Origin of the sequence: Salmonella sp. SJTUF14076 (genome assembly GCF_015534835.1) — a bacterium.
GTDB classification, from domain to species: Bacteria; Pseudomonadota; Gammaproteobacteria; order Enterobacterales; family Enterobacteriaceae; genus Salmonella; species Salmonella enterica.
The window spans coordinates 1,194,946-1,216,268 of the sequence record NZ_CP064674.1 but is presented as its reverse complement, the minus strand read 5'-3'; the positions used below and the strand labels follow the sequence as shown (position 1 = coordinate 1,216,268).

Genomic DNA, 21,323 nt, shown 5'->3' with positions numbered 1-21,323 from the left:
GTATTTCCTTAACGTTGAACGGCGGTAAGTTGTACAGCAGATTTATTATTTTTTACAGTGCATGAAGCGAGTGAAATGAGGCCTGGAATATTATCATCAACCGGAATACTCCCATTAAAAGCCATCATAGTAATTTCGTGAAGTTCACAATAATCCTCAAATTCATTATTAAACCTGGCCATTAAAGACATACCTTCGAGACACTTCGCCAGTTTTAAATTTAGCTCCATTAACTGGATACCATCGCTATGAACAGAGAATGACTCCTTCTCAATAGCACTTGCCTGTTCGCGATAGGTACGTAACAGGCTACGAATAAGCGTGGCGTATTTCGCTTTCATAGTGAATCCCGAATAAATTAAAAAATTATTTTTTATTATGGCTTGTTGTTTTACTCGTCGTAAAAACTCGCTTAGCCCACTCTTTAAAGATTCCTGGTTCAGATGTAAATAAGCGGTTTTTCCAGTTATGCCACTCAGGCGGTGCAGACTGCGCAAGGTAAGCTGCGTAATCATCCCATTCGCCACGATGAATATAAATTTCTCCCCCTTTTTTCGATGGGTTATCAGGATCTTTCATGCGTACAACTGGCAACTTATTAGCAGAAGCCATTTTTCGGATCGCAGACGGTGTTTTACCTATGTAGGTAGCAAAAAGTTCTGGTGTCACCAGTAATGAAATCTCGTTTTCGGATAGCTCTTTCATCTGTGTTATCCTCCGTCAGTTTGGGTTCCTAGAGCATCTTAGGGCGTTCTAGGGTTTGTTAAACAAGGTTCTTATACGAGAACCGATGATAGTTGCAATTTAAGAACCATGTCAAGAGATTATGCGGAGAAACTCCGCCAGATACGTAAGGCCGAAGGTTTAACCCAGAAAAGTTTTGCGGAACTTACCGGAGTCGCTATCGGGACAGTAAAAAAATATGAATCTGGACATCAATCGGCCAGAGCTGAAATTGTTGAACGTGCTGTTGGAGTACAGCGGTTTGAAAAATATACGCTTTGGCTGATGACAGGCAAAACAGCACCGGCAGCGGGACAGATCGCGCCGTCTCTCTCCCCTGATGGGCAAGACGACAAAAAATCATCCCACTCCGCCCAGAAGGCTGGTTAATTGTCTGTTTTCTATACGCATTAGCACATAATTTACATAATGATTCGAATGTCGGAGGGCTTCGCTATGTCGATTAAGAAGCTCGATGATGGTCGTTATGAAGTGGACGTAAGACCGCGCGGAACTTCAGGAAAGAGGATTCGCCGAAAATTCAACAGGAAGTCAGAAGCTCAGGCATATGAAAAATATGTTTTGACAAACTTCCACGATAAAGAGTGGCAGGATAAACCAGCAGACAGAAGACTTTTGTCTGATTTGATCGCGCTATGGTGGAGTTACCACGGTAAAAACCATAATTACGGTGACTCATACAAAAAACGGCTAGAAAAGATTAACCGTGAAATGGGCGAACCCAGAGTTTACGAACTGACCCGTAATTTTTTAATGAAGTATCGCGCAAACAGGCTACATGATGGTGTATCTGCCGGAACGGTAAACAGGGACTTTTGCACTATGTCCAGCATGTTTAGGCTGCTAATTGATATGGAGGAGTTTCATCATGAAAACCCATTTCACAAGGTGCGTAAACTACGCCTAGAAAACACAGAAATGTCCTTCCTGTCAGAAGAGGAGATCCGGGACTTATTAATGGCACTCACTGGTGATGATCGTAGGGTTGTCGTGTTATGCCTAAATACAGGGGCGCGATGGGGCGAAGCCAGTAATCTGAAAGCAGAACACGTTATCAGTAATCGTGTAACTTTCGTCAAGACTAAAACTGGCCCCGCCCGAACAGTTCCAATTTCACAAGAGATAGCTGACTACATCCTTACGCGCAAATCAGGAAAGTTGTTTGACACTAACTATGAACGAGTTCGCGATGTACTCCGTAAGGTAAAACCCGACCTGCCAAGAGGACAAGCGCTTCATGTGTTACGACATACTTTTGCTACTCATTTCATGATTAACGGTGGAAACATTATCACGCTACAGCGAATCCTGGGGCATACAACTATTGAGCAAACAATGACGTATGCTCACTTCGCCCCGGACTATTTATCCGATGCTATACGGTTTAACCCTATGCGCGGGAGTGTCCAGATAATGTCCACCAACTAAGGCACTTTAGGGGTAATTAGGGCTGATAAGGCGCTCATAACTGATTGATTTAAATAAGAGCGCCTTATTTAACAAGCATTTCAATCGCACCTTCGGGCGCGTTTTTTGTTGACAGGATTAAAACAGTACGGGTACTGTACTTACGTACACAAAGGAAACAGTTATGAAGCTCACCCGGTTTTTCTTCGCATTCTTTTTTATCTTCCCCTGACCGGGAGGCGTTTCGTCATGTGATAAAGAATGCGAAGACGAACAAGAAGGCCTCCCCCACCGGGAGGCCTTTTTTATTGATAACAAAAAAGGCAACACTATGACATCGGAAAACCCATTACTGGCGCTGCGAGATAAAATCAGCGCTTTAGACGAAGAGTTACTGGCCTTACTGGCAAAACGACGCGCGCTGGCGATTGAAGTGGGACAAGCAAAACTACTGTCGCATCGTCCGGTTCGGGATATCGATCGTGAACGCGCGCTGCTGGACAGACTCATCCATCTCGGTAAAGCCCACCATCTCGACGCACACTACATTACCCGTCTGTTCCAGCTTATCATTGAAGACTCCGTGCTTACTCAGCAGGCGCTGCTGCAACAACATCTGAATAATACTCACCCTCATTCGGCACGTATTGCGTTTCTTGGGCCGAAAGGCTCCTATTCTCATCTCGCGGCGCGCCAGTATGCTGCACGCCATTTTGAGCAATTTATTGAGAGCGGCTGCGCAAAATTCGCCGATATTTTTCATCAGGTCGAAACCGGCCAGGCCGATTACGCCGTGGTTCCGATAGAGAACACCAGCTCCGGCGCTATTAACGATGTGTACGACTTATTGCAACACACCAGCCTGTCGATTGTCGGTGAGATGACCGTCACTATCGATCACTGCGTGCTGGTTTCCGGCGCTACGGATCTGAATACCATCGAAACGGTGTACAGCCATCCGCAGCCGTTCCAGCAGTGCAGTAAGTTTTTGAGCCGCTATCCGCACTGGAAAATCGACTATACCGAGAGTACGTCGGCAGCGATGGAAAAAGTCGCGCAGGCGAACTCTCCGCGCGTCGCGGCGCTCGGCAGCGAGGCAGGCGGCATGTTGCACGGTTTACAGGTGCTGGAACGCATCGCCGCAAACCAGACGCAGAATATCACCCGCTTTCTGGTACTGGCGCGCAAAGCCATCAACGTTTCCGATCAGGTTCCGGCAAAAACCACTCTGTTAATCGCCACCGGGCAGCAAGCTGGCGCGCTGGTCGAAGCGCTGCTGGTGCTGCGTAACCACAATCTCATCATGACGAAACTGGAGTCGCGCCCCATTCACGGCAATCCGTGGGAAGAGATGTTTTATCTCGATATTCAGGCGAACCTGGAGTCGCAGGTAATGCAAAGCGCGCTAAAAGAGCTGGGCGAGATCACGCGCTCAATGAAAGTGCTTGGCTGCTATCCCAGCGAAAACGTCGTGCCGGTAGAACCTGCCTGACGTTCAATAAAACGGCTTTTCTTCATCCCTGCGACGGCTACCTGCAGGGTGAAGATGGCGCCGGAGAGCGGATAATCCGCCACTTCCTGAGCAGACATATTTTCTCTGGTAGTTGTAATAAACAGCGTTTTCATATCTGCGCCGCCAAAGCAAACCATCGTCGGACAACGTACCGGCAACCGGTACTCTTCCAGCTGCTCTCCTTGCGGTGAGAAACGCGCCACGCGCCAGCCGTCAAACATCGCGCTCCAGTAGCACCCTTCGCTATCCATCGCCGCGCCGTCGGGAAGTCCTTCTCCTTCGCCAAAATGGCGAAAAAGTTCACGCTTGCCCGGTTCGCCATGCTTATCAAGTAACGTGCGGTATATCACGCCATTCGGCGTATCGGAGGTATACATCCACTGGTTATCCGGGCTGAACGCCAGGCCGTTGTGTCCCTGGATATCGCACTGGATCACTTTTGCCGTCAGGTCATGATCGATCCGCATCAGCAACGCGCCATTATAGTCACCTGGCGCCCAGAACGTTCCGGCATAAAAACGTCCATCGCCATCAGTGCCGCCATCGTTGAAACGCGCCAGTTTCGTATTAGAGGGATTGTCGCAAACCTTACGCTGCAATAATCCATTTTTATCGGCCAGCCAGATAGCATGACGCATGGCCACAATAAATCCGCCCTGCTCACGCAAGGCAAAACAGCCCACCTCTTCCGGAAACGCCAGCACGCTATGCGTCCCGCTCGCCGGATGGTAACGATGGATCTCCTGTTCCAGGATATCGGTCCAATACAGCGCGCTTTCATCCTCGCTCCATGTGGGGCATTCTGGTAGATGTCCGACATAATCAAATAAAACGTGCGGCGTAGTCATAACGGTTCCTTAAACGAAAAAAGCCAGCAAAGCTGGCTTTTAGTATAGATGTCATCATTATGGTCGGCTGTCATTCGCCTGACGCAATAACACACGGCTTTCATTCTGGAAGCGTCTGGCATAATCGCCAAACCAGTGTTCAACTTTGCGAAAACTGTCGATAAAAGCCTGCTTATCACACTGTTCCAGTAACCCGATCGCATCGCCAAAACGTTTATAGTAACGCTTGATAAGCGCCAGATTGCGCTCCGACGACATAATAATGTCCGCATACAGCTGCGGGTCCTGGGCGAACAGACGCCCGACCATCGCCAGCTCCAGTCGATAAATCGGCGATGAAAGCGCCAGAAGCTGCTCAAGCTGGACGTTCTCTTCCGCCAGATGCAGCCCATAAGCGAAGGTAGCAAAGTGGCGCAACGCCTGGATAAAAGCCATGTTCTGATCGTGCTCGACTGCGCTAATTCGATGCAACCGCGCGCCCCACACCTGGATTTGCTCAAGAAACCACTGATACGCTTCCGGTTGACGCCCGTCACACCAGACCACCACCTGCTTCGCCAGGCTCCCGCTGTCCGGGCCAAACATCGGATGCAAGCCCAACACGGGGCCATCATGGGCCGCCAACATTGCCTGCAACGGACCGCTTTTCACCGATGCCAGATCGACCAGAATACAGTCGGACGGCAAGGGCGGCAGTTGCGCTATGACCTGTTCAGTAACATGAATCGGCACGCTGACGATCACCATTCCGGCATCGGCGACAATGTCCCTGGCGCGCGGCCAATCCTGCTGTTCCAGAATACGGACCTGATAGCCCGACAGCGTGAGCATTTTTTCAAACAGACGCCCCATCTGTCCGCCGCCGCCCACAATGACGACCGGACGCAGAGAAGGACAAAGCGTTTTGAACCCCTTATCATTTTCGCTGGAGTAAGATTCACGCATTACCCGGCGCAGGACATCTTCAATGAGATCGGGCGGGACACCGATCGCTTCTGCTTCCGCCCGTCGTGAAGCCAGCATAGAGGCCTCACGCTCCGGCACGTAAATAGGCAGGCCAAAACGGCTTTTCACCTCGCCGACTTTGGCAACCAGTTCCAGGCGCTTAGCCAGTAAATTCAACAACGCTTTATCGACATCATCTATTTGATCGCGTAACGCGGTCAATTCAGCAACCATAACAACCTCTTATGCGACGCGCACCGCCAGCTGGCCGCTCAAATCTTTATGAATTTCACGTAACAGGGCATCGGTCATCTCCCAGCTAATACAAGCATCGGTGACGGAAACGCCATACTTCATTTCGCTGCGCGGCTGCTCGGAAGACTGATTCCCCTCATGAATATTACTTTCAATCATTAAGCCAATGATTGAACGATTGCCATCTTTAATCTGCGCAACCACAGATTCGGCAACGGCTGGCTGGCGGCGATAATCTTTATTGGAGTTACCATGACTGCAATCTACCATCAGCGAAGGACGTAGTCCCGCCTGTTCCATCTCTTTTTCACACTGAGCGACATCTGCCGGGCTATAGTTTGGCGCTTTGCCGCCACGCAAAATCACATGGCCATGCGGATTTCCCTGGGTTTGCAATAACGCAACCTGACCGGCCTGGTTAATGCCAACAAAACGATGAGGTTGCGCAGCGGCGCGCATGGCGTTAATCGCTGTCGCCAGGCTGCCATCCGTGCCGTTTTTAAAGCCGACCGGCATAGAAAGACCAGACGCCATTTCGCGGTGGGTTTGCGATTCGGTTGTGCGCGCGCCTATCGCCGACCAGCTAAACAGATCGCCCAGGTATTGCGGGCTGTTCGGATCCAACGCTTCGGTCGCCAATGGCAACCCCATATTCACCAGTTCCACCAGTAGCTGACGCGCTATTTTCAACCCGGCTTCCACATCAAATGAGCCATCCATGTGAGGATCGTTAATCAGCCCTTTCCAGCCGACGGTAGTCCGCGGCTTTTCAAAATAGACGCGCATTACCAGATAGAGGCTATCGCTGACCTCTGCGGCAAGGGCTTTAAATCGACGGGCATATTCCAGAGCGGTTTCAGGATCGTGAATAGAACAAGGACCGCATACCACCAACAGACGCGGATCGCGCCCGGCAATAATGTCAGAAATGATTCCCCGGGACTGCGCTATCTGCGCTTCCTGCGCCAGACTCAAAGGAAAGGCCGCTTTAAGCTGCTCCGGCGTCATTAATACCTGTTCATCGGTGATACGTACGTTATTCAGCGCGTCTTTTTGCATGATGGCGATCCTGTCTTTTCTTGTTTGCGATAGTTGATCCTCCACGAGGATGTTTAAACCATACCACAAAAAGTAAAGATTTCAATCCATATTACGTAAAATAAACTTTACACCATGCGCAATCGTCGATTAAACCCCTCCATTTCGTATCAAAAAATTTACACAACAAGTGAATTATTTTATTCCCAGCCTCAGAAAAGCGGTAAAATGAGCGATGCTCGCTATTTTTTGATTATTTTTTCTCCGCACACATATTTTTACTTTCTGATATAGGGTGATTAATACCATAATCACAAGAATTTAATATCAGGGACGCCAATTAAATTATTCATATTATCAATAAGACATAATGACGATATGGCAAAATAATGTTATTTTGCTACAAACAATCACGGATGTATTTTAATGCTTTACGAATGAAGATGGTGGGGACTTGTTAATGCGTTTTTCTCACCGATTTATCCTTCTGTTATCGCTATTATTAGCAAGCTTGCCTCTGTATGCTCAACGCGTCACGGAAGAAGAGAAATCCGTACGCGCCATCGTCTCCGGTATCGTCAGTTATACACACTGGCCGGCGTTATCCGGGCCGCCAAGGCTATGCATATTTTCATCTGCTCGTTTTGTCAGGGTACTTAGCGAAGAGGCTGACTGGGCTTTCCCTTATCAACCGCTTGTCATCCGTACCACACAAGAAGCCCTGAGCGCCCGCTGTGATGGTTTTTACTTTGGCAATGAATCGCCAGCTTATCAGGTGGAGTTAACGCGTCATTATCCAGTTAATGCTTTGTTATTAATTGCCGAGCAAAATACTGAATGTATTATTGGCAGCGCATTTTGTCTGATCATTAACAATGATGAAGTCAAATTTTCCGTCAACCTGGACTCCCTCTCGCATAGCGGGGTGAGAGTGAATCCAGAAGTATTAATGCTTGCACGGAATCAAAAGCATGAATAAGGAATTTTCTCTGTCCAGACCAACATTTAAACGCACACTACGGCGGATTAGTATAATCAGCGTGCTGCTTACAATGACATTGATCTGGCTATTAATTTGCGTTGCGTCTGTCCTTACGCTCAAACAGTATGCGCAAAAGAATCTCGATTTGACCGCCGCCACAATGGCCCATAGCCTTGAAGCGGCACTGGTATTTTCCGATAACGCGGCCGCAGCGGAAACGCTCGCCACACTGGGACGCCAGGGACAATTTTCAGCGGCGGAGGTCCGCGATAAAAATGGCCGAACTATCGCCTCATGGCGCTATGATGCGCGAGCCGCAGACGATAAGCTCATCGGCTTAATTAGCCACTGGCTTTTTCCATTGCCGGTATCACAACCCGTCTGGCACAACGGCAGGGCCATCGGCGAAGTACGGCTTGTCGCCCGCGACAGCCTTATTGGTCATTTTATCTGGCTATCGCTGGCAGTACTGACAGGATGTATTCTGCTGGCATCCGGCATTGCCCTGCTGCTCACACGTTATTTACACAATGGCGTTGTGGATGCGCTGCAAAATATTACTGAAGTTGTACACGACGTTCGCACTAACCGAAATTTTTCACGCCGGGTACCTGATGAGCGTATTGCGGAATTTCACCTGTTTGCGCAGGATTTCAATAGCCTTCTGGATGAGATGGAAGAATGGCAGCTACGGCTTCAGGCTAAAAATGCTCAGTTACTACGTACCGCGCTGCACGATCCGCTGACGGGGCTTGCCAATCGCGCGGCATTTCGCAGCTGTATTAACGCGCTGATGAAGGACAATTCCGCTCGTAGCAGTTCGGCATTGTTATTTCTGGATGGCGATAACTTTAAATATATTAATGATACCTGGGGACATGCGGCAGGCGACCGCGTACTTATAGAGGTTGCCAAAAGATTAGCGGAATTCGGTGGTAGCCGTTATCAGACTTACCGACTCGGCGGCGATGAATTTGCGATGGTGCTTTACGATGTACATTCGGAATATGAAGTACAACGTATTTGCGCAGCGCTATCCCAGGCGTTTAATCGACCTTTTGAACTGCATAACGGCCAGCGGATAACGATGACCCTGAGTATTGGCTTTGCGCTGACATGGGAACATGCCACTGCCGAAAAACTACAAGAACTGGCCGATCGAAATATGTATCAGGCTAAACACCGGCGTGCGGAACGCTCGCTAAACTAAGGAACGGGCCAGGCCGTTTCTGACTCAGCGTTGAGACCACAGACCCGGCCTAATCATGTAACCGTCTATGGCGTGGAGCACCCCATAAAAAAGGGGCCAGCGTAATGCCAGCCCCTTCTTTTCTACAAGCTTTCGGATGTTGCGAAAGCGCGTTCTTAGTTAAGACGCTCTTTGATACGAGCCGCTTTACCAGTACGCTCACGCAGGTAGTACAGTTTAGCTTTACGAACAGCACCACGACGTTTAACAGCAATGCTGTCAACTACCGGAGAGTGAGTCTGGAAGACACGCTCAACGCCTTCGCCGTTGGAAATTTTACGAACAGTGAATGCAGAGTGCAGACCGCGGTTACGAATAGCGATAACCACGCCCTCGAATGCCTGCAGACGTTTCTTGGTACCTTCAACAACCCATACTTTCACTTCCACGGTATCGCCCGGACGGAAGGAAGGTACGTTCTGCTTCATCTGCTCTTGTTCAAGTTGCTTAATAATGTTGCTCATAATTTAATCTCTTATCCTGGGTAAACTGATATTCGGGGGCCTATGCCATCCCATCATGTTTATGCTGCTGTTGTGCGTGTTCTGTTTTGAACTCCGCCAGCAACCTTGCTTGCTCTTCAGTCAGAGCCAGGTTTTCCAGAAGTTCAGGTCTTCTAAGCCAGGTTCGGCCCAGCGACTGTTTCAAACGCCAGCGACGTATCTCAGCATGGTTTCCCGACAGCAATACTGGCGGTACTTCCATCCCCTCTAACACTTCAGGGCGCGTATAGTGCGGACAATCCAGCAACCCATCAGCAAACGAATCTTCGATTGCTGATGCCTCATGCCCCAGAACCCCCGGTATAAACCGGGCGACGGAGTCAATCAGCGTCATTGCCGGTAGTTCGCCACCGCTGAGAACGTAATCGCCAATTGACCATTCTTCGTCAATTTCGGTCTGAATTACGCGCTCATCTACGCCTTCGTAGCGACCACACACCAGAATAAGTTTCTGATTCGTGGCCAGCTCGCTAACGCCCGCTTGATCAAGCTTGCGTCCCTGAGGCGACAGATAAATCACTTTAGCGCCTTCACCTGCCGCGGCTTTTGCTGCGTGAATGGCGTCCCGCAAGGGTTGCACCATCATTAACATCCCCGGTCCGCCGCCGTAAGGACGATCGTCCACGGTACGGTGCCGGTCATGCGTGAAGTCGCGAGGACTCCAGCTTTGGATGTTCAGCAGGCCTTTTTTTACTGCCCGGCCAGTTACCCCGTAATCGGTAATTGCGCGGAACATTTCAGGAAACAGGCTAACGATGCCAATAAACACAAGCCAATCCCCATAACGCCATTTATTACCGTTTATTCGGTGGTTTAAAAACCAGGATCCCAGTCTACTTCGATAGTACGAGTAGCGAGATCGACTTTCTTGATAACCTGCCCATCGAGGAACGGTACTAGTCGTTCCTTGATACCAAATGCATCTTTCAGGTTCGCCTTAATGACGAGAACGTCATTCGACCCGGTTTCCATCATGTCGATAACTTTACCGAGATCGTAGCCTTCAGCGGTGACTACCTGGCAGCCCATCAGGTCTTTCCAGTAGTAGTCTCCCTCCTCAAGCGCAGGAAGTTGCGAGGAATCCACGACAATTTCGCAATTCGTCAGAAGATTCGCGGCATCTCGATCGTCAACGCCTTTCAGCTTGATGATCAGATCCTGATTGTGGTGCTTCCAGCTTTCCAGCTGTACCTGCTGCCACTGACCCGCCTTCTGGATAAACCAGGGCTGATAGTCAAAAATGCTTTCGGCGTCTTCAGTGGAGGAAAACACTCTGAGCCAACCACGGATACCGTATGAAGAACCCATTTTCCCCAGTACAACCGGTTCAGCGGGTACTTGTGCGGCGAGTTGCTTGCTCATCATGACCACCGTGACAGATTAAGCTGCTTTTTTTACTTCTTTGATCAGCGCCGCAACGCGATCGGAAATGGTTGCGCCCTGGCCAACCCAGTGAGCGATGCGATCCAGATCCAGGCGGGTGCCTTCTTCTTTTTCGCTAGCGATTGGGTTGAAGAAACCAACGCGCTCAATGAAGCGACCGTTGCGTGCATTACGGCTGTCGGTGACAACAACCTGGTAGAACGGACGCTTTTTAGCGCCGTGACGAGCTAAACGAATAGTTACCATAACATCCTCTTGTGTGAATAAAACAACCGGGCCCCATCGAGGAACGGAGCCCGGCGTCATATTAAAAGCCCGAAAATTTTACTGATTTCTGGGAAAAAAGCAATCAACATGTGATGAAGCTTGATTCCAGGGCGTGACCGTTGCAGCCAGTTTGGCGTCGGCGTGCGCGCAGAAAGCGGAGCGTACACGCAGTACGTGAGCATTTACTCGCTCCGCTCGCCCTTCGGGCCGCCCTAAAGGGCGTTCAAAACACTATCGTGTTTTGTCGAGCACACTCCGGCGTCAAAATGGCAAATAAGGTAGCCCGATATATTTATCTACCCGGGAAGCCTGGCGGCATCATCCCCTTCATACTCCGCATCATCTTCGCCATCCCGCCCTTCTTCATTTTCTTCATCATGCGCTGCATGTCGTCGAACTGTTTCAGAAGGCGGTTAACGTCCTGCACCTGCATCCCACAGCCCTGCGCGATACGACGCTTGCGGGAACCTTTAATGATTTCCGGCTTCGCGCGTTCTTTCAGCGTCATCGAATTGATGATCGCCTCCATACGCACCAGCACTTTGTCATCCATCTGCGATTTAACGTTGTCCGGAATCTGCCCCATGCCCGGTAATTTGCCCATCAGACTGGCCATACCGCCCATGTTTTTCATCTGTTTGAGCTGTTCCAGGAAGTCGTTCAGGTCGAAACCGTCGCCTTTCTTCAGTTTAGTCGCCAGCTTTTCAGCCTGTGCGCGGTCAACTTTACTTTCGATATCTTCGATCAGCGACAGCACGTCGCCCATGCCGAGAATACGCGAGGCGATACGATCCGGATGGAACGGATCCAGCGCGTCGGTTTTCTCGCCGACACCGAGGAATTTAATCGGCTTGCCGGTGATATGACGAATAGAGAGCGCCGCGCCGCCACGCGCATCACCATCAACTTTGGTCAGCACCACGCCGGTTAACGGCAGCGCTTCGTTAAAGGCTTTTGCGGTATTCGCCGCATCCTGACCGGTCATCGCATCGACGACAAACAGCGTTTCTACTGGCTTGATAGAAGCGTGGACCTGTTTGATTTCGTCCATCATCGCTTCGTCAACGTGCAGACGACCGGCGGTATCCACCAGCAGCACGTCGTAGAATTTGAGCTTCGCTTCCTTCAGCGCGGCGTTGACGATATCAACCGGTTTCTGGCCGACATCAGACGGGAAGAAATCCACGCCAACCTGCTCAGCCAGCGTTTCGAGCTGTTTGATCGCCGCCGGGCGATAGACGTCGGCAGAGACGACCAGCACTTTCTTCTTGTGCTTCTCGCGCAAGAATTTACCCAGCTTACCGACGCTGGTGGTTTTACCCGCCCCCTGCAGACCCGCCATCAATACTACGGCTGGCGGCTGCGCAGCTAAATTCAGCGTCTGGTTCTCTTCGCCCATCGCCGCAACCAGTTCGCTACGGACAATCTTGACGAACTCCTGCCCTGGGGTCAGGCTCTTGTTAACTTCATGACCAACCGCTTTCTCTTTTACGCGATTGATGAACTCACGCACTACCGGCAGCGCAACGTCAGCCTCCAGCAGCGCCATGCGCACTTCGCGCAGCGTCTCTTTAACGTTGTCTTCAGTAAGGCGCCCACGGCCACTGATATTGCGCAGCGTGCGCGACAAACGATCGGTTAAATTATCAAACATTGTCTCTCGCCTGGGGTGGAAACGGTTGGTCGCCGCAGCGACACAGTTACAGAATTTCGCCACAGTATACCATGAAGCCGTCTTTGTTGTTATGCAACGGTTGGAGCTGCGGTCACGTAACGCTATACTGCTTCTCTTTCTCACTGGTCAACTGTCGACACAACTATGCCCGTTTTTGCTTTACTTGCCCTTGTCGCCTACTCCTTCAGCCTCGCGCTGATCGTTCCCGGACTGTTGCAAAAAAACAGCGGCTGGCGGCGTATGGCTATTCTTTCTGCGGTCATCGCGCTGGTGTGCCATGCTGTCGCGCTGGAATCGCGTATTCTGCCCGGCGGCGACAGTGGACAAAACCTGAGCCTGCTGAATGTCGGTTCGCTGGTCAGCCTGATGATCTGCACGGTGATGACCATTGTCGCGTCGCGTAATCGCGGCTGGCTACTTCTGCCCATTGTCTATGCTTTTGCGCTGATTAACCTCGCCTTCGCCACGTTCATGCCTAATGAATATATTACGCATCTGGAAGCGACCCCAGGCATGATGGTGCACATCGGTCTGTCGCTTTTCTCTTACGCGACGCTGATAATCGCCGCGCTGTATGCGCTACAACTGGCGTGGATCGACTATCAGTTGAAGAACAAAAAGCTGGCGTTTAGTAATGAAATGCCGCCATTGATGAGCATTGAGCGCAAAATGTTTCATATCACGCAGATTGGCGTCGTACTGCTGACCCTTACTCTGTGTACCGGCCTGTTTTACATGCATAACCTGTTCAGTACTGAAAATATTGATAAAGCCGTGCTCTCTATCGTGGCATGGTTTGTCTATATCGTTCTGCTGTGGGGGCATTACCATGAAGGCTGGCGGGGTCGCCGGGTCGTGTGGTTTAACGTCGCAGGCGCGGGTATTCTGACGCTGGCCTATTTTGGTAGCCGCATATTACAGCAATTTGTAAGCTAAGCTTTTAAAGGAGTTTCCCCTGGAACACATCTCCACCACCACGCTGATTATCATATTAATCATCATGGTGGTCATCTCGGCCTATTTTTCCGGTTCCGAAACTGGAATGATGACGCTAAACCGTTACCGTTTACGCCATATGGCGAAGCAAGGTAATCGCTCGGCAAAACGGGTAGAAAAATTACTGCGTAAACCCGACCGACTGATAAGCCTGGTGCTGATCGGCAATAACCTGGTCAACATTCTTGCCTCGGCGCTCGGCACGATTGTGGGTATGCGGCTTTACGGCGATGCCGGCGTGGCTATCGCCACCGGGGTACTGACGTTTGTCGTGTTAGTTTTTGCCGAAGTCCTGCCCAAAACTATCGCCGCGCTCTATCCGGAAAAAGTGGCCTATCCCAGCAGCTTCCTGCTGGCGCCGTTACAGATACTGATGATGCCGCTGGTGTGGTTACTTAACACCATCACCCGCCTGCTGATGCGTCTGATGGGAATTAAAACGGACATCGTGGTCAGCGGGTCGTTAAGCAAAGAGGAATTACGCACTATCGTGCATGAATCCCGTTCGCAAATCTCTCGCCGCAATCAGGATATGCTGCTGTCGGTTCTCGACCTGGAAAAGGTCAGCGTGGATGACATCATGGTGCCGCGTAATGAAATTATCGGGATCGATATCAATGACGACTGGAAATCTATCGAGCGGCAGCTTACCCACTCGCCGCACGGACGCATTGTGCTCTATCGCGATTCGCTGGATGACGCCATCAGTATGCTGCGCGTGCGTGAAGCCTGGCGGTTAATGGCCGAGAAAAAAGAGTTCACCAAAGAGATGATGCTGCGCGCCGCCGATGAAATCTATTACGTCCCGGAAGGTACGCCGCTCAGTACGCAACTGATTAAATTTCAGCGCAATAAAAAGAAAGTCGGATTAGTCGTCAACGAATATGGCGATATCCAGGGTCTGGTCACCGTGGAAGATATTCTCGAAGAGATCGTCGGCGACTTCACCACCTCGATGTCGCCGACACTGGCGGAAGAGGTCACGCCGCAAAACGACGGCTCGGTTATTATTGACGGTACCGCCAACGTCCGGGAAATCAATAAAGCGTTTAACTGGCACCTGCCGGAAGATGACGCGCGCACCGTCAACGGGGTGATTCTGGAGGCTCTGGAAGAAATTCCGGTTGCTGGCACGCGCGTGCGCATTGAGCAGTACGATATCGATATTCTCGACGTACAGGAAAATATGATTAAGCAGGTGAAGGTCGTACCGGTAAAACCGCTGCGCGAGAGTGTGGCGGAGTAACACAATGGCGAACTCCGGTTCGCCTTTTTTATCGCCGTCTTTTAAGATTCCATCAATTCCTGCCATTTACTTAACAATGCAATAATGTCTTTTCAGGCATTCAGAAAGGATATTGATGTTATGTCAGAAGATTATGTAATTGAATGGGATAAGAATTTTGCAGACGACCTCAACGTCGTCGCCAACGTTTTTTTATCACACAACCCAACCTTATGGCCCACTATTTTCTCTCAACTTTCGACGCAACCTGAAATCTTTGAAGACGAAGATGAAGACGAATATGGGTTGCAGGACGTCCTGGATTGTAGCGGTGGCGATCTCGGAAATAACGAGCTGGCACAGGCATTTTTACAAGTTCTACGCGGCGAAGGATTTATTCACCTCGTTGACTGGAAAGGTGAAGATGAAGAAGGCGAACTGGCTAATTTTGCCGCAGATCGCTTTTATGAACTCACAAAAAACCTGACGAATTCTGAGGAATTAAGAAATCTTCTTGTCGAAATAACCCAAGAGGATGAAATCTCCGATGTCTGTGAAGCCGGAGACCGTTACCTTGACGAGATCTTTGAACGCATCCAGACCGAACTCAATAAGAGGGGCTTCCAGATTTTTGATCTGAATGAAGGATCTGACACCTATAATGTGGTCGTTCTGCCAATGAGCGAATATAAAAAAATAGAGGATTTCAACACGCCGTGGCTGGAAGTGCAGGATTTTTTAAGCTAAAAAAATGGCCGACTTTACATCGGCCATCAGACTTTTACTTCGCCTTCGCTACAGTCACCATCGCCGCGCGAATGGTACGACCGTTCAGCGTATAGCCTTTCTGCATAATACCCAGCACATTGCCTGCCGGAACCTCTTCCGACTCCACCATCGCAATCGCCTGATGCACGTTCGGGTCCAGCGGCACGTTGGTCTCAGCAATCACTTCCACGCCGAACTTACGCACCACATCCAGCATAGACTTCAGCGTCAGCTCAATCCCTTCGACCATTGCCGCCATATCCGGATTGGCTTTGTCTGCAACTTCCAGCGCGCGATCCAGGCTATCGATTACCGGCAGCAATTCGTTGACGAACTTCTCGAGAGCGAATTTATGCGCTTTTTCGATATCCTGTTCAGTACGACGGCGCAGGTTTTCCATTTCCGCTTTGATACGCAACACGGTGTCGCGTTCGCGAGTCTGGGCTTCTGCAAGCTGAACTTCCAGATTCGCAATTTTTTCATCGCGCGGATCCACCTGCTCAGCAGAATCGTTTGGTTCAACTGCCTCAACCTCTTCGTGCTGATCCATGATAATTTCTTCCGGGGCTTGCCCCTCAGGCGTTTTCTGTTCTTTACTACTCATGAATTTCTCCGCGTTTTTTTTCGCATTCATCTCGCTAACTTCGCTTATTATGGGGATCAGATTCAGGGTTTCAAGGGAAGTACTCACATTGTCATCAATCTTCGCTACAAGGACCTCAGAAAAATGAATAATCATTTCAAGTGTATCGGCATTGTGGGGCATCCGCGTCATCCCACCGCACTCACGACACATGAAATGCTCTACCGTTGGCTATGCGATCAGGGTTATGAGGTCATTGTGGAGCAACAAATCGCCCACGAATTACAGCTAAAAAATGTGCCAACCGGCACGCTGGCGGAAATTGGTCAACAGGCAGATCTGGCGGTAGTCGTGGGCGGCGACGGCAATATGCTTGGCGCAGCGCGTACGCTGGCGCGTTATGACATCAATGTGATTGGCATTAACCGCGGTAATCTTGGCTTCCTGACCGATCTCGATCCGGACAACGCCCTGCAACAATTATCTGATGTGCTGGAAGGGCGCTATATCTCCGAAAAACGTTTTCTGCTGGAAGCGCAGGTCTGCCAACAGGGCCGCCAGAAACGTATCAGCACAGCCATTAATGAAGTGGTGCTGCATCCGGGAAAAGTGGCGCATATGATCGAGTTCGAGGTTTATATTGATGAAACCTTCGCTTTTTCACAGCGGTCTGATGGTCTGATCATTTCTACGCCGACCGGCTCCACCGCCTATTCGCTCTCCGCAGGCGGCCCTATTCTGACCCCTTCACTGGATGCAATCACCCTGGTGCCGATGTTCCCGCATACCTTGTCGGCGCGCCCGTTAGTCATTAACAGCAGTAGCACGATTCGTCTGCGTTTTTCGCATCGCCGTAGCGATCTGGAAATTAGCTGCGACAGCCAGATAGCGCTGCCTATTCAGGAAGGAGAAGATGTGCTGATTCGCCGCTGCGATTACCATCTCAACCTCATACATCCCAAAGACTATAGCTATTTCAATACATTAAGCACAAAACTCGGTTGGTCAAAAAAATTATTCTAATTTTACGTTAGCCTCTTTACTGTATAAAAAACCAGTTTATACTGTATTTAATTACAGTCATGGTTTTTCATACAGGAAAACAGCTATGTTGGCGCAACTGACCATCAGCAATTTTGCTATCGTTCGTGAGCTTGAGATCGATTTTCAGAGCGGAATGACCGTCATTACTGGTGAAACCGGCGCGGGTAAATCTATTGCGATTGATGCCCTGGGTCTGTGTCTGGGCGGTCGCGCTGAGGCCGATATGGTCCGTACCGGAGCGACCCGCGCCGATTTGTGTGCCCGCTTTGCGCTGAAAGACACGCCTGCGGCATTGCGCTGGCTGGAAGAAAACCAGCTTGAAGAAGGTCGCGAATGCTTACTTCGCCGCGTTATCAGCAGCGATGGTCGCTCACGGGGCTTTATTAACGGCACCGCTGTGCCCCTGTCTCAATTGCGCGAGCTCGGTCAGTTGCTGATTCAAATTCACGGTCAACATGCGCACCAGCAGCTTACCAAACCCGAACAGCAAAAATCGCTGCTGGATAGCTATGCCAACGAAGCCGCTTTAGCGCAGCAGATGGCTGCTCGCTACCAATTATGGCATCAAAGCTGCCGCGATCTCGCCCATCACCAGCAACAAAGCCAGGAACGCGCCGCGCGCGCGGAACTGCTGCAATATCAGTTAAAAGAGTTGAACGACTTTAATCCGCAGGCCGGCGAATTCGAGCAAATTGACGAAGAGTACAAACGGCTGGCCAACAGCGGGCAGTTGCTTACGACCAGCCAGAACGCTCTGGCGCTACTCGCGGACGGCGAAGACGTTAACCTGCAAAGCCAGTTATATAGCGCAAAACAACTGGTTAGCGAGCTGGTAGGTATGGACAGCAAGCTTTCCGGCATCCTGGATATGCTGGAAGAAGCCACTATCCAACTCACCGAAGCCAGCGATGAATTACGCCACTATTGCGAGCGTCTGGATTTAGACCCCAATCGCCTGTTTGAGCTTGAACAGCGCATCGCTAAACAAATTTCGCTGGCGCGAAAACATCACGTCAGCCCGGAAGCGCTGCCGCAGCTTTATCAGTCACTGCTCGAAGAACAGCAGCAGCTCGACGATCAGGCCGATTCGCTGGAAACGCTAACGCTGGCGGTTAATAAGCATCACCAACAAGCGCTGGAAACGGCGCAAGCGCTGCATCAACAGCGTCAGTTTTACGCCCAGGAGCTGGGGCAGTTGATCACTGAAAGTATGCATTTACTTTCGATGCCGCACGGTCTGTTTACTATCGACGTGAAATTTGATGAGCATCATCTGAGCAACGACGGCGCCGATCGCGTGGAGTTTAAAGTGACGACAAACCCGGGTCAGCCGCTGCAGCCTATCGCTAAAGTCGCGTCTGGCGGTGAACTGTCGCGCATTGCGCTGGCTATTCAGGTGATTACCGCGCGCAAAATGGAAACGCCGGCGCTAATTTTTGACGAGGTCGATGTTGGCATCAGCGGCCCAACCGCCGCCGTGGTCGGTAAACTCCTGCGTCAGCTTGGCGAATCCACTCAGGTGATGTGCGTCACTCACCTGCCACAGGTAGCCGGGTGCGGTCACCAGCACTTCTTTGTCAGTAAAGAAACAGACGGGGCAATGACCGAAACCCATATGCAACCTTTGGATAAACGTGCGCGTTTACAGGAACTGGCCCGCCTGTTGGGAGGAAGTGAAGTTACGCGTAATACGCTGGCAAACGCAAAAGAACTGCTGGCGGCGTAAACTTTTTTATCTCCCGAAGGTCTGAGTTCACAACAAAAACGCCGTAAGACCCGACAGCAAAAGGTTTTAAAGTGATGAAAGGTCTATTATCATCGGCATATTAATATGAGCCACGTACTGCTCAGGCCCGAAAAGGAACCCAATCACTATGCGCTGTAAAACGCTGACTGCTGCCGCAGCAGTACTCCTGATGTTGACCGCAGGCTGTTCCACTCTGGAGCGAGTGGTTTACCGACCTGACATCAATCAGGGGAACTATCTTACACCTACGGATGTCGCCAAAGTGCGTGTTGGTATGACGCAACAACAGGTTGCGTATGCTTTAGGCACGCCGATGATGACCGATCCTTTTGGTACGAACACCTGGTTTTATGTCTTCCGCCAGCAGCCAGGACATGAGAACGTGACGCAGCAGACTCTGACGCTCACCTTTAACAGCAGCGGCGTGTTAACCAATATTGATAACAAACCGGCGTTGACGAAGTAAGTTTGTGATACCGCCTGATGAGGTTACGTTCATCAGGCCTGCAAACCTCTCCCCCGCCATTTGGTACGAATTTGCCTGATGGCGCTACGTTTATCTGGCTTACAGGCACGCCTGTGCTTCAGGTGTGGTACGGCTTTCACACCGTTATCCGGCAAAAGAGGCTAATTATCTACCAGCCGATTTTTCGGCGCGCTGGCGGCGTAATGCTTTTGGATCGGCGATTAAGGGACGGTAAATTTCAACCCGATCGCCATCCTGCACCGTATCGGTGAGTTTTACCGGACGACTGTAGATACCTACTTTATTTTTCGCCAGATCGATATCCGTGCGCAATTCCAGCAAGCCGGAAGCGCGAATCGCCTCTTCGACCGTCGCGCCCTCCTCCAGCGTTACGCGCTGCAAATACTGCTTTTCCGGCAGCGCATAAGCCACTTCAACCACAAGTTTATCCGGCACGGTAAACCTCTTTGGCGCGAACCGTAAACGCCTGCACCATGTTGGACGCTAACTCTTTGAATATACGACCAAACGCCAGCTCAATGAGTTTATTGGTAAACTCAAAATCAAGCTGAAACTCAATACGGCACGCCTCGGGGCTGAGCGGGGTAAATTTCCAGCCGCCGATCAGCTTTTTAAAGGGGCCATCCACCAGATGCATCAGAATACTCTGGTTACGCGTTAGCTGATTACGCGTCGTAAACGTCTTGCTGATACCCGCCTTCGACACGTCAACAGCCGCCGTCATCTGTGCTGGCGATGACTCCAGGACACGACTGCCAACACACCCAGGCAAAAACTGGGGATACGATTGCACGTCATTCACTAACTGATACATCTGTTCCGCACTGTAGGGGACTAAAGCAGTCCGACTAATCTGAGGCATAGCAATTCCCATCAACATAAATCGTGTAAATAATACCACTTATCAGCGAGTAAAAAAAATGCTGTCCCCAACCGTCATGCCTTAATTGTGCGTGCATAGCCCAACTCATGCTAAGATAGATTTTTGCACCTCATCAGGACGTAATGGGGTGTTTTCGATATCAGATTACCTATGAATTCACGACACTTATGACGAAGAAAAAAGCACATAAACCGGGCTCAGCCACCATCGCGCTGAATAAGCGCGCCCGGCACGAATACTTTATCGAAGAAGAGTTCGAGGCTGGTCTCGCCCTGCAAGGCTGGGAAGTAAAATCTCTGCGCGCAGGAAAAGCCAATATCGGCGACAGTTACGTTATCCTCAAAGATGGCGAGGCCTGGCTGTTTGGCGCAAACTTTACGCCGATGGCGGTCGCCTCGACACATGTTGTATGCGACCCAACCCGAACCCGCAAACTGTTGTTAAATCAGCGTGAGCTTGATTCGCTGTATGGCCGTATTAATCGTGAAGGTTATACTGTCGTCGCGCTTTCTCTGTACTGGAAAAATGCCTGGTGCAAAGTAAAGATCGGCGTGGCGAAAGGTAAAAAACAACATGATAAACGTTCCGATCTTAAAGAACGTGAGTGGCAACTGGATAAAGCACGCATTATGAAAAATGCAGGCCGATAATAGACATTTTTTGTGACCAGCTTCTCAGTATGAAGCTGGTCAATGTTCATATCTCATGCATGCCTCGAAAATATATTCTCTGTGTCTGACGCTTATCAATAGCAATAAATACCACAACAAGAATATATTCT

At 50.3% G+C, this 21,323-nt stretch carries 26 protein-coding genes and 1 other annotated feature; of the genes, 13 read left to right on the top strand and 13 right to left on the bottom strand.

Annotation, left to right across the window (positions count from 1 at the left end; all coding sequences use genetic code 11):
- Positions 1-8 precede the first annotated feature (8 nt).
- Both HU143_RS05935 and HU143_RS05930 read right to left on the bottom strand, forming a co-directional pair.
- Positions 9-341 (bottom strand): hypothetical protein, encoded by a 333-nt coding sequence (locus tag HU143_RS05935; protein WP_000645096.1) that lies wholly within the window; start codon positions 339-341, stop codon positions 9-11.
- 25 nt (positions 342-366) lie between these two features.
- Complete coding sequence (locus tag HU143_RS05930; protein WP_002954289.1) at positions 367-705, bottom strand: Cox family DNA-binding protein; 339 nt, start codon at positions 703-705, stop codon at positions 367-369.
- 108 nt (positions 706-813) lie between these two features.
- On the opposite strand from HU143_RS05930, the gene HU143_RS05925 reads away from it, so the two are divergent.
- The 4 genes from HU143_RS05925 to pheA all read left to right on the top strand — a co-directional run bounded on the left by HU143_RS05925 (position 814) and on the right by pheA (position 3,643).
- Positions 814-1,113, top strand: coding sequence for a helix-turn-helix domain-containing protein (locus HU143_RS05925; protein WP_000085723.1), 300 nt, complete (start codon positions 814-816; stop codon positions 1,111-1,113).
- 66 nt (positions 1,114-1,179) lie between these two features.
- Positions 1,180-2,172, top strand: coding sequence for a tyrosine-type recombinase/integrase (locus HU143_RS05920; RefSeq protein WP_054175282.1), 993 nt, complete (start codon positions 1,180-1,182; stop codon positions 2,170-2,172).
- A gap of 162 nt (positions 2,173-2,334) precedes the next feature.
- Positions 2,335-2,460 (top strand) — a sequence feature (Phe leader region).
- Positions 2,336-2,383: a pheA operon leader peptide PheL gene (gene pheL / locus HU143_RS05915; protein ID WP_010989056.1), complete on the top strand. Its 48-nt coding sequence runs from the start codon at positions 2,336-2,338 to the stop codon at positions 2,381-2,383. It overlaps the preceding feature by 48 nt.
- Before the next feature lie 22 nt (positions 2,461-2,482).
- Entirely contained in the window at positions 2,483-3,643 is a 1,161-nt protein-coding gene (pheA, locus tag HU143_RS05910) for a bifunctional chorismate mutase/prephenate dehydratase (RefSeq protein ID WP_000200077.1), read from the top strand.
- On the opposite strand, the gene HU143_RS05905 is transcribed toward pheA, so the two are convergent.
- Genes HU143_RS05905 through aroF form a run of 3 tightly spaced genes read right to left on the bottom strand, consistent with a single transcriptional unit; the run spans position 3,604 to position 6,771 of the window.
- Positions 3,604-4,512: an SMP-30/gluconolactonase/LRE family protein gene (locus HU143_RS05905; RefSeq protein ID WP_000210991.1), complete on the bottom strand. Its 909-nt coding sequence runs from the start codon at positions 4,510-4,512 to the stop codon at positions 3,604-3,606. The two genes, pheA and HU143_RS05905, sit on opposite strands and share 40 nt — an antisense overlap.
- A gap of 57 nt (positions 4,513-4,569) precedes the next feature.
- Positions 4,570-5,691, bottom strand: a complete 1,122-nt coding sequence (tyrA, locus tag HU143_RS05900; protein WP_023227266.1) for a bifunctional chorismate mutase/prephenate dehydrogenase — start codon at positions 5,689-5,691, stop codon at positions 4,570-4,572.
- 9 nt (positions 5,692-5,700) lie between these two features.
- Positions 5,701-6,771, bottom strand: coding sequence for a 3-deoxy-7-phosphoheptulonate synthase AroF (gene aroF, locus HU143_RS05895; protein WP_001168062.1), 1,071 nt, complete (start codon positions 6,769-6,771; stop codon positions 5,701-5,703).
- A 439-nt stretch (positions 6,772-7,210) separates the two neighbouring features.
- On the opposite strand from aroF, the gene HU143_RS05890 reads away from it, so the two are divergent.
- Together HU143_RS05890 and dgcN are read left to right on the top strand one after the other, a co-directional pair.
- Positions 7,211-7,729, top strand: coding sequence for a YfiR family protein (locus HU143_RS05890; protein WP_001212379.1), 519 nt, complete (start codon positions 7,211-7,213; stop codon positions 7,727-7,729).
- Positions 7,722-8,942: a diguanylate cyclase DgcN gene (dgcN, locus tag HU143_RS05885; protein WP_001030985.1), complete on the top strand. Its 1,221-nt coding sequence runs from the start codon at positions 7,722-7,724 to the stop codon at positions 8,940-8,942. Before HU143_RS05890 ends, dgcN begins: the two co-directional genes overlap by 8 nt.
- Positions 8,943-9,097: 155 nt before the next feature.
- On the opposite strand, the gene rplS is transcribed toward dgcN, so the two are convergent.
- The 5 genes from rplS to ffh all read right to left on the bottom strand — a co-directional run bounded on the left by rplS (position 9,098) and on the right by ffh (position 12,788).
- Entirely contained in the window at positions 9,098-9,445 is a 348-nt protein-coding gene (rplS, locus tag HU143_RS05880; RefSeq protein WP_000065257.1) for a 50S ribosomal protein L19, read from the bottom strand.
- A 40-nt stretch (positions 9,446-9,485) separates the two neighbouring features.
- Entirely contained in the window at positions 9,486-10,253 is a 768-nt protein-coding gene (gene trmD, locus HU143_RS05875) for a tRNA (guanosine(37)-N1)-methyltransferase TrmD (RefSeq protein WP_000469807.1), read from the bottom strand.
- A 44-nt stretch (positions 10,254-10,297) separates the two neighbouring features.
- A complete protein-coding gene (gene rimM, locus HU143_RS05870) occupies positions 10,298-10,846 on the bottom strand; it encodes a ribosome maturation factor RimM (protein WP_000043266.1) in 549 nt (182 codons plus the stop codon).
- Between the two features lie 18 nt (positions 10,847-10,864).
- Entirely contained in the window at positions 10,865-11,113 is a 249-nt protein-coding gene (gene rpsP / locus HU143_RS05865; RefSeq protein WP_000256453.1) for a 30S ribosomal protein S16, read from the bottom strand.
- A 313-nt stretch (positions 11,114-11,426) separates the two neighbouring features.
- On the bottom strand, positions 11,427-12,788 hold the full coding sequence (ffh, locus tag HU143_RS05860) for a signal recognition particle protein (protein ID WP_023227265.1): 1,362 nt from the start codon (positions 12,786-12,788) through the stop codon (positions 11,427-11,429).
- Positions 12,789-12,953: 165 nt separating this feature from the next.
- Between ffh and HU143_RS05855 the strand changes: the two genes are divergently transcribed.
- The 3 genes from HU143_RS05855 to HU143_RS05845 all read left to right on the top strand — a co-directional run bounded on the left by HU143_RS05855 (position 12,954) and on the right by HU143_RS05845 (position 15,777).
- A complete protein-coding gene (locus HU143_RS05855) occupies positions 12,954-13,745 on the top strand; it encodes a cytochrome C assembly family protein (RefSeq protein WP_001537507.1) in 792 nt (263 codons plus the stop codon).
- Positions 13,746-13,764: 19 nt separating this feature from the next.
- Entirely contained in the window at positions 13,765-15,051 is a 1,287-nt protein-coding gene (locus HU143_RS05850; RefSeq protein ID WP_127172650.1) for an HlyC/CorC family transporter, read from the top strand.
- A gap of 120 nt (positions 15,052-15,171) precedes the next feature.
- Positions 15,172-15,777: a DUF6630 family protein gene (locus tag HU143_RS05845; RefSeq protein WP_001287924.1), complete on the top strand. Its 606-nt coding sequence runs from the start codon at positions 15,172-15,174 to the stop codon at positions 15,775-15,777.
- Positions 15,778-15,811: 34 nt separating this feature from the next.
- Here HU143_RS05845 and grpE read toward each other — a convergent pair whose 3' ends face one another.
- Positions 15,812-16,402: a nucleotide exchange factor GrpE gene (gene grpE, locus HU143_RS05840; RefSeq protein WP_001518875.1), complete on the bottom strand. Its 591-nt coding sequence runs from the start codon at positions 16,400-16,402 to the stop codon at positions 15,812-15,814.
- 123 nt (positions 16,403-16,525) lie between these two features.
- Between grpE and nadK the strand changes: the two genes are divergently transcribed.
- From nadK to bamE, 3 genes are all read left to right on the top strand, one after another.
- A complete protein-coding gene (gene nadK / locus HU143_RS05835; protein ID WP_023227264.1) occupies positions 16,526-17,404 on the top strand; it encodes an NAD(+) kinase in 879 nt (292 codons plus the stop codon).
- An 85-nt stretch (positions 17,405-17,489) separates the two neighbouring features.
- On the top strand, positions 17,490-19,151 hold the full coding sequence (recN, locus tag HU143_RS05830; protein WP_000880965.1) for a DNA repair protein RecN: 1,662 nt from the start codon (positions 17,490-17,492) through the stop codon (positions 19,149-19,151).
- A gap of 148 nt (positions 19,152-19,299) precedes the next feature.
- The gene (bamE, locus tag HU143_RS05825; protein ID WP_001203445.1) at positions 19,300-19,638 is read left to right on the top strand and encodes an outer membrane protein assembly factor BamE; all 339 of its coding nucleotides are present in this window, start codon (positions 19,300-19,302) and stop codon (positions 19,636-19,638) included.
- A 165-nt stretch (positions 19,639-19,803) separates the two neighbouring features.
- Here the strand turns inward: bamE and HU143_RS05820 are convergent, their stop codons facing one another.
- Both HU143_RS05820 and HU143_RS05815 read right to left on the bottom strand, forming a co-directional pair.
- Positions 19,804-20,094, bottom strand: coding sequence for an RnfH family protein (locus tag HU143_RS05820; protein WP_001112990.1), 291 nt, complete (start codon positions 20,092-20,094; stop codon positions 19,804-19,806).
- Positions 20,084-20,521 (bottom strand): type II toxin-antitoxin system RatA family toxin, encoded by a 438-nt coding sequence (locus HU143_RS05815; RefSeq protein WP_001537508.1) that lies wholly within the window; start codon positions 20,519-20,521, stop codon positions 20,084-20,086. Before HU143_RS05815 ends, HU143_RS05820 begins: the two co-directional genes overlap by 11 nt.
- A gap of 188 nt (positions 20,522-20,709) precedes the next feature.
- Between HU143_RS05815 and smpB the strand changes: the two genes are divergently transcribed.
- Complete coding sequence (smpB, locus tag HU143_RS05810; protein ID WP_001518569.1) at positions 20,710-21,192, top strand: SsrA-binding protein SmpB; 483 nt, start codon at positions 20,710-20,712, stop codon at positions 21,190-21,192.
- Positions 21,193-21,323 lie beyond the last annotated feature (131 nt).

What these genes read in the sequence shown, in the direction of transcription:
- pheA (WP_000200077.1), top strand. Translation starts at nt 2,483, where the DNA reads ATGACATCGGAAAACCCATTACTGGCGCTGCGAGATAAAATCAGCGCT.
- HU143_RS05905 (WP_000210991.1), bottom strand. Translation starts at nt 4,512, where the DNA reads ATGACTACGCCGCACGTTTTATTTGATTATGTCGGACATCTACCAGAA.
- HU143_RS05855 (WP_001537507.1), top strand. Translation starts at nt 12,954, where the DNA reads ATGCCCGTTTTTGCTTTACTTGCCCTTGTCGCCTACTCCTTCAGCCTC.
- recN (WP_000880965.1), top strand. Translation starts at nt 17,490, where the DNA reads ATGTTGGCGCAACTGACCATCAGCAATTTTGCTATCGTTCGTGAGCTT.
- grpE (WP_001518875.1), bottom strand. Translation starts at nt 16,402, where the DNA reads ATGAGTAGTAAAGAACAGAAAACGCCTGAGGGGCAAGCCCCGGAAGAA.
- smpB (WP_001518569.1), top strand. Translation starts at nt 20,710, where the DNA reads ATGACGAAGAAAAAAGCACATAAACCGGGCTCAGCCACCATCGCGCTG.
- HU143_RS05925 (WP_000085723.1), top strand. Translation starts at nt 814, where the DNA reads ATGTCAAGAGATTATGCGGAGAAACTCCGCCAGATACGTAAGGCCGAA.
- rplS (WP_000065257.1), bottom strand. Translation starts at nt 9,445, where the DNA reads ATGAGCAACATTATTAAGCAACTTGAACAAGAGCAGATGAAGCAGAAC.
- HU143_RS05845 (WP_001287924.1), top strand. Translation starts at nt 15,172, where the DNA reads ATGTCAGAAGATTATGTAATTGAATGGGATAAGAATTTTGCAGACGAC.
- aroF (WP_001168062.1), bottom strand. Translation starts at nt 6,771, where the DNA reads ATGCAAAAAGACGCGCTGAATAACGTACGTATCACCGATGAACAGGTA.
- rimM (WP_000043266.1), bottom strand. Translation starts at nt 10,846, where the DNA reads ATGAGCAAGCAACTCGCCGCACAAGTACCCGCTGAACCGGTTGTACTG.
- bamE (WP_001203445.1), top strand. Translation starts at nt 19,300, where the DNA reads ATGCGCTGTAAAACGCTGACTGCTGCCGCAGCAGTACTCCTGATGTTG.
- HU143_RS05930 (WP_002954289.1), bottom strand. Translation starts at nt 705, where the DNA reads ATGAAAGAGCTATCCGAAAACGAGATTTCATTACTGGTGACACCAGAA.
- HU143_RS05890 (WP_001212379.1), top strand. Translation starts at nt 7,211, where the DNA reads ATGCGTTTTTCTCACCGATTTATCCTTCTGTTATCGCTATTATTAGCA.
- dgcN (WP_001030985.1), top strand. Translation starts at nt 7,722, where the DNA reads ATGAATAAGGAATTTTCTCTGTCCAGACCAACATTTAAACGCACACTA.
- HU143_RS05815 (WP_001537508.1), bottom strand. Translation starts at nt 20,521, where the DNA reads ATGCCTCAGATTAGTCGGACTGCTTTAGTCCCCTACAGTGCGGAACAG.
- tyrA (WP_023227266.1), bottom strand. Translation starts at nt 5,691, where the DNA reads ATGGTTGCTGAATTGACCGCGTTACGCGATCAAATAGATGATGTCGAT.
- nadK (WP_023227264.1), top strand. Translation starts at nt 16,526, where the DNA reads ATGAATAATCATTTCAAGTGTATCGGCATTGTGGGGCATCCGCGTCAT.
- HU143_RS05920 (WP_054175282.1), top strand. Translation starts at nt 1,180, where the DNA reads ATGTCGATTAAGAAGCTCGATGATGGTCGTTATGAAGTGGACGTAAGA.
- ffh (WP_023227265.1), bottom strand. Translation starts at nt 12,788, where the DNA reads ATGTTTGATAATTTAACCGATCGTTTGTCGCGCACGCTGCGCAATATC.
- rpsP (WP_000256453.1), bottom strand. Translation starts at nt 11,113, where the DNA reads ATGGTAACTATTCGTTTAGCTCGTCACGGCGCTAAAAAGCGTCCGTTC.
- HU143_RS05935 (WP_000645096.1), bottom strand. Translation starts at nt 341, where the DNA reads ATGAAAGCGAAATACGCCACGCTTATTCGTAGCCTGTTACGTACCTAT.